This is a genomic window from Streptomyces nodosus, assembly GCF_008704995.1.
GTDB classification, from domain to species: Bacteria; Actinomycetota; Actinomycetes; order Streptomycetales; family Streptomycetaceae; genus Streptomyces; species Streptomyces nodosus.
Genome location: NZ_CP023747.1, coordinates 3,497,348 through 3,511,710, shown reverse-complemented (window position 1 = coordinate 3,511,710; position 14,363 = coordinate 3,497,348). Strand labels below are relative to the sequence as shown.

16 protein-coding genes are annotated in these 14,363 nt (G+C 72.1%); 7 read left to right on the top strand and 9 right to left on the bottom strand.

What is annotated here, in order from left to right:
* Positions 1 to 29: 29 nt before the first annotated feature.
* On the bottom strand, positions 30 to 530 hold the full coding sequence (locus CP978_RS15815) for a hypothetical protein (protein WP_043441449.1): 501 nt from the start codon (positions 528 to 530) through the stop codon (positions 30 to 32).
* 6 nt (positions 531 to 536) lie between these two features.
* On the opposite strand from CP978_RS15815, the gene CP978_RS15810 reads away from it, so the two are divergent.
* Entirely contained in the window at positions 537 to 2,018 is a 1,482-nt protein-coding gene (locus CP978_RS15810) for a M1 family metallopeptidase (RefSeq protein WP_079162163.1), read from the top strand.
* A 110-nt stretch (positions 2,019 to 2,128) separates the two neighbouring features.
* Here CP978_RS15810 and CP978_RS15805 read toward each other — a convergent pair whose 3' ends face one another.
* Positions 2,129 to 2,704, bottom strand: coding sequence for a TerD family protein (locus CP978_RS15805; RefSeq protein ID WP_043441443.1), 576 nt, complete (start codon positions 2,702 to 2,704; stop codon positions 2,129 to 2,131).
* A gap of 211 nt (positions 2,705 to 2,915) precedes the next feature.
* Here CP978_RS15805 and arfB point away from each other — a divergent pair, with 211 nt between their 5' ends.
* A complete protein-coding gene (gene arfB, locus CP978_RS15800) occupies positions 2,916 to 3,344 on the top strand; it encodes an alternative ribosome rescue aminoacyl-tRNA hydrolase ArfB (protein ID WP_043441441.1) in 429 nt (142 codons plus the stop codon).
* 5 nt (positions 3,345 to 3,349) lie between these two features.
* Here the strand turns inward: arfB and CP978_RS15795 are convergent, their stop codons facing one another.
* The gene (locus CP978_RS15795) at positions 3,350 to 3,925 is read right to left on the bottom strand and encodes a flavin reductase family protein (RefSeq protein WP_079162162.1); all 576 of its coding nucleotides are present in this window, start codon (positions 3,923 to 3,925) and stop codon (positions 3,350 to 3,352) included.
* A gap of 480 nt (positions 3,926 to 4,405) precedes the next feature.
* Between CP978_RS15795 and cdgB the strand changes: the two genes are divergently transcribed.
* Together cdgB and CP978_RS15785 are read left to right on the top strand one after the other, a co-directional pair.
* Positions 4,406 to 6,076 carry a diguanylate cyclase CdgB gene (cdgB, locus tag CP978_RS15790; RefSeq protein ID WP_043441436.1) on the top strand — a complete coding sequence of 557 codons (1,671 nt, stop codon included), beginning with the start codon at positions 4,406 to 4,408 and terminating at the stop codon, positions 6,074 to 6,076.
* A gap of 117 nt (positions 6,077 to 6,193) precedes the next feature.
* Positions 6,194 to 7,120, top strand: a complete 927-nt coding sequence (locus CP978_RS15785; RefSeq protein WP_043441434.1) for a carbohydrate-binding protein — start codon at positions 6,194 to 6,196, stop codon at positions 7,118 to 7,120.
* A gap of 30 nt (positions 7,121 to 7,150) precedes the next feature.
* On the opposite strand, the gene CP978_RS15780 is transcribed toward CP978_RS15785, so the two are convergent.
* On the bottom strand, positions 7,151 to 7,822 hold the full coding sequence (locus tag CP978_RS15780) for a response regulator (protein ID WP_043441432.1): 672 nt from the start codon (positions 7,820 to 7,822) through the stop codon (positions 7,151 to 7,153).
* Complete coding sequence (locus tag CP978_RS15775) at positions 7,819 to 9,144, bottom strand: sensor histidine kinase (RefSeq protein ID WP_052454138.1); 1,326 nt, start codon at positions 9,142 to 9,144, stop codon at positions 7,819 to 7,821. Before CP978_RS15775 ends, CP978_RS15780 begins: the two co-directional genes overlap by 4 nt.
* A gap of 336 nt (positions 9,145 to 9,480) precedes the next feature.
* Here CP978_RS15775 and CP978_RS15770 point away from each other — a divergent pair, with 336 nt between their 5' ends.
* The gene (locus CP978_RS15770; protein ID WP_043441430.1) at positions 9,481 to 10,041 is read left to right on the top strand and encodes a GlcG/HbpS family heme-binding protein; all 561 of its coding nucleotides are present in this window, start codon (positions 9,481 to 9,483) and stop codon (positions 10,039 to 10,041) included.
* 242 nt (positions 10,042 to 10,283) lie between these two features.
* On the top strand, positions 10,284 to 10,934 hold the full coding sequence (locus tag CP978_RS15765) for an ankyrin repeat domain-containing protein (RefSeq protein WP_043441426.1): 651 nt from the start codon (positions 10,284 to 10,286) through the stop codon (positions 10,932 to 10,934).
* Positions 10,935 to 10,974: 40 nt separating this feature from the next.
* Here the strand turns inward: CP978_RS15765 and CP978_RS15760 are convergent, their stop codons facing one another.
* The 4 genes from CP978_RS15760 to CP978_RS15745 form a co-directional block, all read right to left on the bottom strand.
* Entirely contained in the window at positions 10,975 to 11,487 is a 513-nt protein-coding gene (locus tag CP978_RS15760) for a nucleoside deaminase (protein WP_043441423.1), read from the bottom strand.
* 11 nt (positions 11,488 to 11,498) lie between these two features.
* Positions 11,499 to 11,999 carry a nucleoside deaminase gene (locus CP978_RS15755; protein ID WP_043441421.1) on the bottom strand — a complete coding sequence of 167 codons (501 nt, stop codon included), beginning with the start codon at positions 11,997 to 11,999 and terminating at the stop codon, positions 11,499 to 11,501.
* 126 nt (positions 12,000 to 12,125) lie between these two features.
* The gene (cynS, locus tag CP978_RS15750) at positions 12,126 to 12,596 is read right to left on the bottom strand and encodes a cyanase (protein ID WP_043441419.1); all 471 of its coding nucleotides are present in this window, start codon (positions 12,594 to 12,596) and stop codon (positions 12,126 to 12,128) included.
* A 109-nt stretch (positions 12,597 to 12,705) separates the two neighbouring features.
* The gene (locus CP978_RS15745) at positions 12,706 to 13,299 is read right to left on the bottom strand and encodes a carbonic anhydrase (RefSeq protein ID WP_043441417.1); all 594 of its coding nucleotides are present in this window, start codon (positions 13,297 to 13,299) and stop codon (positions 12,706 to 12,708) included.
* Positions 13,300 to 13,425: 126 nt separating this feature from the next.
* Between CP978_RS15745 and cynR the strand changes: the two genes are divergently transcribed.
* Complete coding sequence (gene cynR, locus CP978_RS15740; protein ID WP_043441415.1) at positions 13,426 to 14,337, top strand: transcriptional regulator CynR; 912 nt, start codon at positions 13,426 to 13,428, stop codon at positions 14,335 to 14,337.
* Positions 14,338 to 14,363 lie beyond the last annotated feature (26 nt).

Below are 14,363 nucleotides of genomic sequence, written 5' to 3'. Positions count from 1 at the left end.
CCGGCCGCCGCCCGATGCCGCTCCGGCCGTCAGCCGATGCGCGGGAAGCGGGCCTGAAGGGTCCAGATCGCCGGGTTCTCGCCGAGGTCCTCGTGCAGGTCCACCAGGTCGGCGACCAGGTCCTGCAGAAAGTCCCGGGCCTCGCGGCGCAGTTCGGTGTGGGGGAAGGTCAGCGGTGGCTCGGCCGCGGGCAGCCACTCCGCCTCGATGTCCACCCAGCCGAAACGGCGTTCGAAAAGCAGCCGGTCGGTCGACTCGGTGAAGTCCAGCTCGGCCTGCTGCGGCCGGGCGGCACGGCTGCCCAGGGGATCGCGGTCCAGCCGCTCGACGATGTCGCACAGCGCCCAGGCGAAGTCCAGCACCGGCACCCATCCCCAGGCTGTGGACAGCTCCCGGTCCGACTCGGTGTCCGCGAGATAGACGTCACCGCAGAACAGGTCGTGGCGCAGCGCATGGACGTCCGCGCGGCGGTAGTCGGTCTGCGGGGGGTCGGGGAAGCGGTTGGAGAGGGCGTAGCCGATGTCGAGCACGGGGGGATGGTGTCACGCCGCGCCCGCCCCGACTGTCGCGGGCGGCACCCTAGGATCGCGACCGTGCCCCGTTTCGTACGTCTTGTTCCGGTCTTGTCCCTTACCTTGCCCCTGACCCTGTCGCTGGCCCTCGCGCTCGGCGCGTGCGGGGGTGGTGTGCGGGGCACTCCCGGTGCCGCCGGGGTGCGGGATCCCCTCTTCCCGGCCATGGGCAACGGCGGGTACGACGTACTGCACTACGACCTGACCCTCGCCTACGACCCGGGCCCCGGCCGGCTGGCCGGCACCGCGGTGATCACGGCACGCGCCACCCGGGACCTCTCCGCGTTCGATCTGGATCTGACCGGTCTGGAGGTCGAGAGCGTCACCGTGGCGGGCCGCGCCGCTCCCTGGAGCCGCGGCGGCCAGGAGCTGACCGTGCGTCCGCAGGGCGGTCTCGGGGAGGGCGAGCGGTTCCGCACCACGGTGCGCTACTCGGGCACCCCAAAGACCATCACCGACCCGGACGGCGCGAGGGAGGGCTGGCTGCGGACCGCCGACGGCGCGCTGGCGCTCGGGGAGCCGAACGGTTCGATGGCGTGGTTCCCGGGCAACCACCACCCCTGCGACAAGGCGGCCTACGACATCCGGGTCACCGTGCCCGAGGGGCTTCAGGCGGTCTCCAACGGCGAGCTGACGGGCCGGACCACCGGGGCGGGCCGCACCACCTTCGTCTGGCACAGCGCCGAGCCGATGGCGAGCTATCTGGCCACGGTCGCGATCGGCCGGTACGGCATCACCCGTTCCACCCTGGGCGACGGACTGCCGGTGTATCTCGCCGTCGACCCGGACCAGGCGGGGGCCGGCCGCGAACTGGTGGCGAGGATCCCGCAGGTCATGGAGTGGGCGGAACGCACCTTCGGCCCGTATCCCTTCTCCTCCGTCGGTGCGATCGTCGCACGGCCGGGTGCCGCCGGGTACGCCCTGGAGACCCAGACCCGCCCCGTCTTCCCCGGAGCCCCCGACACCCGGATGCTCGTCCATGAGCTGGCCCACCAGTGGTACGGCGACTCCGTCACCCCGAAGAGCTGGCGGGACATATGGCTCAACGAGGGCTTCGCGACCTATGCGGAGTGGCTGTGGCAGGAGGACCACGGCGGGCGGACGGCCCAGCAGGTCTTCGACGCGCTCTACCGGGGCGACCGCGGTGCCGTCCCCGCCGGCGGGGAGAAGATCTGGGCGTTTCCGCCCGCACGGCAGCCGGGCGCCGCGCATGTCTCGGACAGCCCGGTCTATGTGCGCGGCGCGATGGTGCTCCACAAGATCCGGCAGTCCGTGGGCGACCCGGCCTTCCGGGAGATCCTCCGGGGCTGGGCGGCCGCCCACCGCCATGGCAACGCGGACACCGCCGACTTCACGGCCTATGTCGAGAAGAAGACGCCGGGCAAGGACCTCCGGGAGATCTGGCGCGACTGGCTCCACGGAAAGGGAAAGCCCGGACACGAGTAGCCGCGGGGCTGCGAGGTCCGGTGCTTTCCCCCTGCCGACGGGCATACGGGAGCCCCGGCCGCGGGGTGTCGCGGCCGGGGCTCCCGTGGTCGGGCTTCGGCCCGGCGGGGTCAGACGTTGACGCCGTAGTCCTGGGCGATGCCGACCAGGCCCGAGGCGTAGCCCTGGCCGACGGCGCGGAACTTCCACTCCGCGCCGTTGCGGTACAGCTCGCCGAAGACCATGGCGGTCTCGGTGGCCGCGTCCTCCGAGAGGTCGTAGCGCGCGATCTCCTGGCCGCCGGCCTGGTTGAGCACGCGGATGTAGGCGTTGCGCACCTGCCCGAAGTTCTGCGAGCGGGACTCGGCGTCGTAGATGGAGACGGGGAAGACGACCTTGTCGACGTCGGCCGGCAGCCCCGCGAGGTTGACGTTGATGGCCTCGTCGTCGCCGTCGCCCTCACCCGTGCGGTTGTCACCCGTGTGGACGATCGTGTTGTCCGGGGTCTGCTTGTTGTTGAAGAAGACGAAGTGCTGGTCGGAGTAGACCTGGCCCTGGGTGTTGACCGCGATCGCGGAGGCATCCAGGTCGAAGTCCGTGCCGGTGGTGGTGCGGACGTCCCAGCCGAGGCCCACGGTGACGGCGGTCAGGCCCGGAGCCTCCTTGCTGAGCGAGACGTTGCCGCCCTTGGACAGGCTTACAGCCATTGTGGGAGTCCCTTCCCTCGTTCGACTACGCGGTGCGGTGACTGTGGACTTCGTACGGCACGAAGCTACAGCCATCCCTACCAACGCCGAGGGGGGTCCCGGAGGTTCCGGGTCCCTTTACTTTCTTTACCTGCCGGCCCGGCCGCCCGACGAGCCCGGGGGCGACGTTATTGGGGTGACGCGGGGCGGACGGCCGCGCGACCATGGGGACATGTCCGGTCCCTATGTCGTCCGCGGCTCCGTCTCGCTTCCCGAGGCCGAGCTCATGTGGCGTTTCTCGCGCTCCTCGGGCCCCGGCGGACAGCATGTCAACACCACGGACACCCAGGTGGAGTTGCGCTTCGACCTCGCGAGGACCGAGGCGCTCCCCCCGGTGTGGAAGGAGCGCGCGCTGGAGCGGCTCGCGGCGCGGCTGGTCGACGGGGTCCTGACCGTGCGCGCCTCCGAGCACCGTTCGCAGCTGCGTAACCGCGAGGCCGCCGCGGTCCGCCTGGCCGCCCTGCTCGCCGAGGCGACGGCGCCCCCGCCCAGGCCCCGGAAGCCGACCAGGATCCCCCGTGGCATCAACGAACGGCGGCTGCGCGAGAAGAAGCGGCGCTCGGATACCAAGCGGGGCCGGACGGGGCGGGACTGGTCCTAGCCTTCTCAGCCCAGGTGCCGGTAGCGCCCCCGGAAGTACATGAGCGGTCCGCCGTCCGCGCTCGGCAGCCCGGCCGTCAGGACGCGCCCGATCACCAGGGTGTGGTCGCCCGCCGGTACGCGCTGTTCCGTCCGGCACTCCAGGGTCGCCAGGGCGCCGCCGACGAGCGGGGCGCCGGAGACCTCGCCGTGGACGTGGGGGATGTCCGCGAACAGCAGCCGGTCGCTGATGCGGCCCTTCATCGCGAAACGGCCGGCGATGTGCCGCTGGCTCTCCGAGAGGACCGAGACGGCCCACAGCGGCTGCTCGGCGAGCAGGTCGTCCATCCGGGAGCCCTCGCGCAGGCTGACCAGGACCAGAGGCGGGTCGAGGGACACCGACACAAAGGCGGTCGCCGTCATGCCGACGTCCTCGCCGCCCGGTCCCTCCGGGTCCAGCGCGGGTTCGTGCGAGGTCACCAGGACCACGCCCGCGGCCAGCCGGGACATGGCGGCGCGGAACTCGTCGTTGCTCACCCCCTCAGGATGCCCGGAGGAGGGCGGGACGGCGGGCGAGGGCGGGACGGCAGGAGTCTTCAGCACGCCGGGAACGCTAGTCGGCGCGCCCCGGCGCCCACATCGGCCCCGGGCCCGAACCGTGACCTAGGACCTACGGCGGACCCGGAGGTCCGCACCCGGGCGGCGGCGGAGGGTCCGCGGCCCCCGGAGGGGTGTGTCAAGAGGGGCGTCCGTAAACTCAACGCACCCCAGATGAAGATCAGTTGCGACGTATGATCACGGGGTCTGCACACTTCCCGAATCTGCCTCCGGTAAACGCAGCGGGAAGACGCGGAATCTCCACTCAATTGCTCATGTTTTGCTGTGACTTGAGTCACAGGAAGCGTTATTTGTTGACCCTGTGTACCTAGTGGGCAGCGCACTGTGATTCAGTGGCGGATGTGCTGTACGACGCCACAGGTGAAGGGTGCCGGGCGGCACACCGGGGAAACCGGAAGGCCGGGAGAACCGCAGTACGCCGAGGCGTCCCTGGAGTTGCCGCGAGACCTTCAAGGGGGGAGGCGAATGGAGACCGATTCCGAGCCGTACGTCCGCCTTGCGACCCTGCGGCAGCTGCATCAGGTGATGGCGGACATGAACACCGCCCGCAGCCTGGCCGACACGCTGCAGACCGTCGCCGACGGCATCGTGACCGGCCTCGGCTACGAGCTGGCGGCCGTCAATCTCGTGCGCTCCGACGGTGACCTCGTCGTCGCCTCACTGGCCGGGGACTCCGCCGCCGAGGCGCTGATCTCCGGCCGCGTCGGCTCCCGCGCCTCCTGGGAGCGCCGGCTGATCATGGGCCAGGCCTGGGGTGATCTGCGGTTCATACCGCACACCGAGGGCTGGGTGCTCGACGACGACGATGTGCCGCAGTGGTTCACCGACGGCCCCGAGCCCCGCTTCGAGGACGAGTGGCACCCCTGCGACCGTCTCCTCGCGCCCATGTACACCCCGGGCGTCCAGGGCGGTGGCGAACTCCTCGGGGTGATCTCCGTCGACCGGCCGCGCAACGGACGCAGGCCCGGCGCCTGGGGCCGCGAGGCGCTCCAGATGTACGCCTTCCAGGCCGCCATCGCCATCAGCAACGCCCGGCTGCGGGCCAATATGCAGCGCGCCCTGGTCCGGCTCGAGCGGGAGCAGCAGGCCCTGCGGGCCAGCGAGGAGTCCTTCCGGCAGGCCTTCGAGTACGCCCCCTCCGGCATGGCCATCGCCGAGATGGGTGGCGACCAGCACGGGCGGATCCTGCGGACCAATGACGCGCTGTGCCGGCTGCTGGGCCGGCCCGCCTCCGCGATGCGCCGCTACTCCTTCTCCGACCTCGTCCACCCCGAGGACATCGGCACCCTGCTGCGCACCTCCGCCGAGGGCGGCCGGGCCGAGCTGCGGCTCGGGCGCCGGGACGGCACCTTTGTCTGGGTCAGCCTGCGCAACTCCGTCGTCGCCGACGCCGCCGACGGGCCCCGCTTTCTGCTCACCCATGTCGAGGACATAGAGGAGCGCAAGCGCCGCGAGCTCCAGCTCGCCCACCGGGCCTCCCACGACTCGCTCACCGGACTGCCCAACTCCGCGGAGCTGCGCTCCCGGCTGTCCGCCCGGCTGTGCTCCCGCCCGCACTCGGTGCCGCCGAACCCGGCCGACTCCCTGGACGCCGCCTACGAGGGCCGTGGGGCCGACCACCCGGCGGCCTTCGACGAGAACGGCCACGGCTTCGACTTCCACACCGGTGCGGGACCGTACGACGCCTTCGACCACCATGTGCACACCGTCGCCCCCGAGGGGGACACCGACGACGGCACCAAGGGGCTCGCGGTGCTCTTCTGCGACCTCGACGGCTTCAAGTCGATCAATGACCGGTTCGGCCACAACGCGGGCGACGCCGTGCTCATCGAGGTCGCCGGGCGGCTGAGCCGGGGCGTGCGCGACGGGGACACGGTCGCCCGGCTCGGCGGCGACGAGTTCGTGGTCCTCGCGGACGGCCTCGGCAAGGCCGACGCCCAGGACCTCGCGGTGCGCCTGCGCAACGAGATCATCCAGCCGATCAGGGTCGACGGACGGGTCATGCGCGTGGGCGCGAGCTTCGGCATCGGATGGGCACACTGCGGCATGACGGCGGACGAAGTATTGAAGTCAGCTGACGAGCGGATGTACGTAGAGAAACGTTCTCGTCCCAAACAACATCGCCGTGCGGGATGAACCGCAGGTCATCGGACGAGTGACTAGAGGAACAGCCGTACGGGCTCCGGGGAACGGGTAGGCTCGCCATTCAGCCACGCACCATCTTGACCCGCACCTGTTGAGGAGTACCAAGGGATGACGCCCGGCAACAGCGGCGCGAGCACGCCCGAGGACGACGACCCGTTCGGCTACCTCTACGCCGACGGGCAGGCCAACGGCGCCCAGCCGCCGACCGGTGGCTACGGCTACCCGGGCTCCGTCAACAGAGTGCGTGCGGTCGGTGAGCGCCAGTACGGCCAGCAGCAGGCCCCGGCCGGTTACGGCCAGGTGCCGCAGCAGGGGTACGGCCAGCAGCCCAACCCGAACTACGCGGCGCCCGAGACGGCGCCGGGCGGCGCGCCCCAGTCCCGCCAGTCGCCCCCGGGCGGCGGCCGCGGCCGGGGACCCAACACCAAGGGCCTGCTGATCGGGGCGATCGCGGTGGTGGCCGCGGTGGTGATCGGCATCACCATCGCGATGATGAACGGCGACTCCAAGAACGACGACACCGCGGGCAACCAGCCCTCCGCCGGGGCGTCCGCCTCGCAGAGCGCCGATCCCAGTCCCTCCGGCGGCGACAAGGCCCCCCAGGAGCTGCCGAAGTCGGACGCGCAGCTGCTGAGCCTCTCGCCGGACATGTCGACCTCCAAGGAGGTCCCCGGCGCCCAGTCCGAGGGCGGTCTGTATGTCGTGGGGCTCAACCAGCCCGGCGCCCAGGTCACCTGGACCCTCAACAACATCCCGAAGAGCGGCGACTACACCGTGTTCGTCCGCTACGGCGTCCCCGGCGAGGACGCGAAGACGACGCTCACCGTGAACGGCACCGAGGTCGGCCGCAAGCTCAACATGGCCAACTTCGCAGGAGCCGAACAGGGCGACTGGGAACACGGCTGGACGAAGACCTACGCCTGGATCAATCTCAACGAGGGCAAGAACACCATCTCCCTCTCCTGCCAGGACGGCGATCAGTGCAACGCCTACCTCGACCAGTTCTGGCTGAAGGCGGGCAAGGTCACGAGCTGACCCTCGGGACCCGGTGAGGGACCCGGACGGTCAGGGCAGCAGACGCTCTTCCTTGGCCACGGCCACGGCACCGGCGCGGGTGTCGACGCCGAGCTTGTCGTAGATGCGCCCCAGGTGTGTCTTGACCGTGGCCTCGCTCAGAAACAGGGCCTTGGCGATGTCCCGGTTGGTCAGCCCGCGCGCCAGCTGGCCGAGGATGTCGCGTTCACGGTCGGTGAGGCCGGGACGCGGGCTGCGCATCCGGGTCATCACCCGCTGGGCGACGGGCGCGGACAGGGCGGTGCGTCCGGCGGCGGCGCTGTGGATCGCCGTGAACAGCTCGTCGGGGCGCTCGGCCTTGAGCAGATAGCCGGTGGCGCCCGCCTCGATGGCACGGGTGATGTCGGCGTCCGTGTCATAGGTGGTCAGGACCAGCACATGGACCGCGCCACCGGAGCCGGCGGTGATCCGGCGGGTGGCCTCGACTCCGTCCATCGCGTCGCCGAGCTGCAGATCCATCAGGACCACATCGGGGACGAGCTTGGCGGCGAGCGCGACGGCCTCCGCCCCGCTGTCCGCCTCGCCCACCACGTCGATCCCCGGGGCGCTGCCGAGCAGGGCGCGCAGACCCGCGCGGACCACGGCGTGGTCGTCGCACAGCACCAGCCGGACCGGCGCCGGTGCTGTGCGTCCGGCCGGTTCGGTGGGTTCGGTCCTGGTCATGGCGTGGGAACCTCCTGCGCGGCGGTGGGACGGTGCGGGACGGCGGCGGAGACGACGGTGCCGTCACCGGGCGCGGACTCGACGGTGAGGGTGCCGCCCAGCTGGCCGACCCGGGCACGGATCGCGGGCAGACCGTGTCCGCGGACCCCGACGGCGCGCCCCGGCAGTGCGGCGGTGTCGAAACCGCGGCCGTCGTCGGCGATGTCCAGCCGGACCTGGTCCTCCAGATAGGTGAGGGTGAGCGCGGCCCGGGTGGCACCGGAGTGCTCCCGGACATTGGCAAGGGCACCCTGCGCGATGCGCAGCAGCGCGGACTGCACCCGGTCCGGCAGCCCGTACGGCGCCGGTGTGCCGTCGACGAGACAGGTCACGGTGCGTCCGGCCGTGGTCTCGCGGGAGGCGAGGCCCCGCAGCGCCGCCTCCAGGCCACCGCCCTCGGCGAGGTCGGCGGGTGCGAGGTCGTGCACGAACCGGCGCGCCTCGGCCAGGCTCCGCTCGGCGATCGAACCGGCGGTGCGCAGATGCTCCCTGGCCCGCGCCGGCTCGCTCTCCCAGGTCCGGTCGGCGGCCTGGAGAAGCATCCGCTGGCTGGACAGGCTCTGGGCGAGCGTGTCATGGATCTCCATGGCCAGCCGCTGACGCTCGGCCAGGGTGCCCTCGCGGCGCTCGGTGGCGGCGAGTTCGCGCCGGGTGCGCACCAGGTCGCGGATCAGGGCGGCCTGCCGGGTTGCCTGCCGGTCCATATGGGTGAAGACCGCGGCCGCCAGGGCGGCGACGGACGGCGGACCGATCACCAGGTCCAGGTCGAAGCGGTCGGCCAGCCGCAGCTGGGCGACGACCACGAAGGCGGTGAAGAACACCACCAGGGTGTACGCGGCGGGCGTCGGCAGGGTGCGCAGCGCGGTGTAGAAGAGCGGCACCGCGCACCAGGCGAAGCTGGGAGCCAGGGCGACCAGTGCGGCCCACACGCCGACCAGCCCGCCCAGCCACACCAGCCTGGTGAGGGGAGGCCGCCCGGGGCCCGCGGCGGAGGAGCCCCGGGAGGAGAGGGACACCGGCCCGGGGACGGCTGCCCTGCCGGGGACGGATGCGCCGGCCGCGGTGACCGCCGTGCGCCGGCCGGTGACGTACAGCAGGGCCAGCGCGCCGGCCAGGGCCAGGACGGCGGGCACCTGGGGCTGGGCGTGGTGCCGCAGGACATACCGGAACAGCGCGGAGCCGAGCAGCAGGAAGAACGTCAGATGGATGACGAACGCCAGTCGGCGGGCTTCCCCGCCGACGGTGCCCGGACCTTGCGGGGACGGCAGTTTCCAGGACGGCATGGGCTGCTCCTCCCCGGGACGTACGGACACGGCGACGGACGGCGACGGACATGGCGGCGGACAGACCCGGGACGGCCTCGGCGGGAGGGCCCCGAGTCGGGCGAACAGGGTCATTGTCGCCCGGTGGGAACGGCGGCGGGTCAACCGATCGGATGACCCCCGCGTCGTCCGTCCGCGCGCCGGGACCAGCCGGTACGCCGACGGGCGGGCGGCCCGGGCGGGCCGAGAGTGGAGGTGCGGCGCAGGGCGCGCCGCGTCCTCCGTCACCCGTACAAGCACGGCCGATCCGGCTGACCGGGTGCGGAGGAAGGCGACACGACTGGAGAGGTACCCGTGATGCAGCACAAGGCCAGGAAGTTCTCCGCCCGCGCCAGGATCGTCACCGCCGCGGCGGCCCTGGCGGTGGTCGGTGCCGGCGCGGCCGGCGCGGTGTCCGCCTCCGCCGACACTCCGGCCGCCGCTCCGGCCGCGGTGAAGAACAGGGCCACGACCACCAGCACCCATCTGACGGCCGAGGCCGCCACCGACGCCGCGCGGGCCGCCCTCAAGGCCGCCCAGCAGGAGGGCCAGCGGGTGACCGTCGCGGTGGTGGACCGTAACGGCAACACGATCGTCACCCTGCGCGGCGACGGCGCCGGACCCCAGTCCTACGACTCGGCGATCAGGAAGGCCTACACCGCCGTCTCCTGGAACGCGCCCACCTCCGAGCTGGCCAAGCGGCTGGACTCGGCGCCGACCCTCAAGGACATCCCGGGCACGCTGTTCCTGGCGGGCGGTGCCCCGGTGGCCTACGGCAACGCCCCGATCGCGGGCATCGGGGTGGCGGGTGCCCCCTCCGGCGACCTGGACGAGAAGTTCGCCCGGGCCGGGGTCGCGGCGATCAGCAACGGGCGCTGATTCCATCGCACCTCCCGAGCGAGTGACGTCCTCTGATGAAACGCGTCCCCGAACGGGAGAGCGCTCGGCCGCCGCGGCGCGTGGGAGCTACTGCCCCGCGCGCCGCCGGCCGTGCCGGGCTCTCCCGCCGTCCCGGCCCCAGCCCCTTGTTCCGCTTCTGCTTCTGTGTCCCTGCTTTGCTTGTCGTCCTGGCGGCCGTTGTCGTCGCGTTGTCCGTCGCCGCCCCCTGGAGGAGTCCCGTCGTGGCCAAGAAGTCACCTTCCCCGACCGACCGTGCCCTGCTGGACGCCGCACAGCACGGCGATGTCGCGGCCGTCCGTGCGGCGCTGGCAGCCGGCGCCGACCGGGAGGCGCGCGACGAGCAGGGCCGTACGCCCCTGCTGCGGGCCGCCCTCGCCGACGAGCCGGCGGTGGCGGAGGTGCTGGTCGGTGCGGGCGCGGACGTGAACGCGCAGGACGACCGGTCGGACAGTCCCTGGCTGGTGACCGGTGTCACCGGCAGTGTGGCGATGATGCGCGCCCTGCTGCCCGGCGGGCCGGACCTGACGCTGACCAACCGGTACGGCGGGGTGTCGGTGATCCCCGCGAGCGAGCGTGGTCATGTGGCCTATGTGCGGGCGGTGCTGGCCGAGACCGACATCGACGTGAATCACGTCAACCGGCTCGGCTGGACGGCGCTGCTGGAGGCGGTGATCCTCGGCGACGGCGGGCGCACCCACCAGGAGGTGGTGGAGGTGCTGCTCGCGGCGGGTGCCGACCCGCTGCTGCCGGACGCCGAGGGGACGACGGCCCGCGCCCATGCCGAGCGCCGCGGCTTCCGCGCGATCGCGGAGGTGCTGCGCGAGGCCGAGATACGGACGGACCCGGAACGCGGCGGGACCGGACGGCCCTGAGCCGGCACACCACGGCAACCGTGCCGGCACCGCCGGCCCGTCAGGGCGCGGTCCTGTCGGGCCGACCGGTGTGGAAGTCGGTGTGCAGCTCGCGCATCCGGCCGGTCAGGGCCGGTACGGGCCCCTGCACCGTCAGGCCGGGCACCACGTCCTGGATCGGCAGACAGCGTACCGGGGACGGTGCCACGCCGAGCTCGGCCAGCCAGTCGGTCAGCTGGGCGGCCGAGTGCACATAGACGATCCGGCCGAGACCGGCCCAGCCGTGGGCCGCGGCACACATGGGGCAGTGCTCCCCGGAGGTGAAGACGGTGGCCTCCGCGCGCTGCCGCGCGGTGAGACGGGCGGTGGCCCAGCGGACCAGCTCGAACTCGGGGTGCCGGGTGTTGTCGCCCAGCGTCCGCACCCGGTTGCGGTCCTCCGCCAGGGCCTGGCCGTCGGCACCGACCAGGACCGAGCCGAAGGGCTCGTCCCCGGCGCGCAGTGCCTCGGCCGCCAGTTCCACGGCGCGCTCCAGATGCCGCATCTCGGCGCCGGTCGGTTCGACGAGGGTCATGGTCGGCTCCCTCAGAGGGCGACGGGCGCGCCGGCGACGCGGCGTTCGCCCTGGTTGCGGTCCTGCCAGAGCCGGTAGACCTCGACCGCTCCCTCGCGCGGCTCGTAGCGCATCGGCAGCCGGCGCTCGTCCCAGTTCTTGGCGAACTCGCCGTAGAACGTGTCCAGTTCGAAGTACTTGCGGTCGTCCACATAGTGCGGTTCATAGGCGTCCCGGGTGGTGAGGAAGACCACTTCGTCCGGTGAGCAGTAGTACAGCGACCCCAGGCACATCGGGCACGGGTGGGCGAGCACGTAGATGGTGGCGCCGACGAGGTGCTCGGTGCCCAGCTCGGTGCATGCCTCGCGGACGGCGAGGATCTCGGCGTGCGCCGTGGGGTCGCCGGTCTGGGCGACCCGGTTCGGGCTCTCGGCCAGGATCTCGCCGTCCTTGACGATGACGGTCGCGAACGGCCGGCCGCCCTCGGCGACATTGCGGCGGGCGAGGTCGATGGTGTGCTGTGCGAAGTCCATCGCGGGTGTCCCTTCGGTGAGGGGAAAGAGGGAGAAGGGGGGAAGGGGGAGGAGGTGGGAAAAGGGGAGGAGGCCGGGGCGGACGGGCGGGCCGGTCCGCCCCGGAGCCGGTTCGGTCCGGGCGGATCAGAAGGGCTTGGTGGGCAGGTACTTGCCGTCCAGGGTGATCACCGCGCGCTCGCCGCCCTCGGGGTCGGCGACCTTCTTCACCTCCAGCTTGAAGTTGATCGCGGAGATGATGCCGTCACCGAACTGCTCGTGCACCAGGGCCTTCAGCGTGGTGCCGTACACCTGGAGCATCTCGTAGAAGCGGTAGATGGTCGGGTCGGTCGGGATGCCACCGGGGATCGAACCGCGGGTCGGGATCGTCTGGAGCAGCGTCACGGCGTCGGCGTCCAGGCCGAGCAGCTCGCCGACGGCCTGCGCGGAGGCCTCGGGCAGGGCGTGCTGACCGAGCACGGCGGCGGTGGTGAAGGCCACCGACAGGCCGGACGCGTCGGCGATCTGCTGCCAGGTGAGGTCCTTGCGGGTCTTGGCCTCGACCGCGGTGATGGCGAGGGTCTCACGGGCGGTGGGGTCGAACTGGGCGTGCGGCATGGGGGGTTCCTCTCTGTTCACGGGGTGGGGGGGGACACCCGGTCTCCTGCGAAGTCGCAGGGCCGGGTCGAAGGGGGCCCGGGCCGGCCGGAAGGCGCCGGGCCGGTGGTCAGGCGGCGCCCGCGGTGGCCCGGTCGTCGGTGCCGACGGTCTCGACGCCTCCGGTGGCGATGTCGTAGACCCAGCCGTGCAGGGTGAGGGCGCCTTCGGCCCGGGCACGGGCGACCGAGGGGTGGGTGGCCAGGTTCGCCAGCTGGGCGAGCACGTTCTGCCGCACCAGCGCCGCGACGTCCCCGCGGGCGGCGGTACGGGCGCGGGAGGCGTCCGCGTGCCGCAGCCACCGGGCGACCGCCGGCACCTCGCGCAGATCATGGGCCTCGGCCAGGGCCGTCATGGCGCCGCAGCCGGAGTGCCCGCACACCACGATGTCGGACACGCCCAGGACGGCGACGGCGAACTCGATGCTCGCCGCCACGGCGTCCGGGTCCGGTGCGTGGGCCGGGACGAGATTGCCCGCGGTGCGGACGACGAACAGCTCGCCCGGTTCACTGGCCGTGATCAGCTCCGGGACGACACGGGCGTCGGAGCAGCCGATGAACAGGGTGTGCGGTGTGTGGTGCGTGGCGAGGCGGGCGAAAAGGTCCGCCTTGACGGGGTGCACATCCCGCTGGAAACGCGTGACGCCCTCGGCGAGGTCGCGCATGAGTCACTCCCCTCGGTGGGTTTCCGGCCTTTCAGGACCCGGTGAATCCACCATGCATGACCTGGCTCTATAGAGTCCAAGACGCAGTGCCCATGTCTCCCATTGCTCATATCTATACTTGTTTTCATGGCTCCGGAACTGCGTCATCTGCGCTATCTGCTCGCCGTGGCCGAGCACGGCAGCTTCACGCGTGCCGCCGAGGAGCTGCGCATCTCCCAGCCCACGCTCTCCCAGCAGGTCAGACAGCTGGAGCGGATCGTGGGGGTGCCGCTGCTCGACCGCACCGGACGCAGTGTGCGGCTCACCGACGCCGGCGAGACCTATGCGCGCCATGCCCGTCGGGCCCTCAGGGACCTGGAGGCCGGCCGGCGTGCCGTCCAGGACGTCCAGGACCTGAGCCGCGGCCATCTGCGCCTGGCCGCGACGCCGACCTTCAGCGCCTATCTGGTGGGCCCCCTGGTCGCCGCGCTGCACGACCGGCACCCCGGCATCACCCTGGACCTCAGAGAGCTGACCCAGGACCGCATCGAGTCGGACCTGCTCGCCGACGACCTCGACCTCGGCATCGCCTTCTCCGGTCCCCATCTGCCCGGGGTCTCGTCGACGACCCTGTTCACGGAGACCCTGAGCCTGGTCACCGGCGACCACGACCCCGGGGACGGCCCGCCCCGCCCACTACCGGTACGGGACCTGGGCGAGCGGCAGCTCGCCCTGCTGAACGGTGACTTCGCCACCCGGAGCCATATCGACGCCCATTTCGCGGCCCACCGGATACGGCCCCGTATCGCGGTGGAGGCCAACTCCGTCCAGGCCCTCGTCGAGATAGTGCGGCGCGCCCCGATCGCCACCGTGCTCCCGGACGCCGTCACCCACGACCATCCGCATCTGCGCCCCGTCCCTCTGGAACCCGCCCTGCCCGCACGCACCGTCACCCTGCTGCGGCGCGGGAGCAGCTATCAGAGCGCCGCCGCCCGCGCCTTCACCCGTCTCACCCAGGACCTGGTCCGGGCCCGCGGCTACCCCGGCGCAGGGCAGTGAGGCGTTCGGGAGGCGACCCCCGCCGG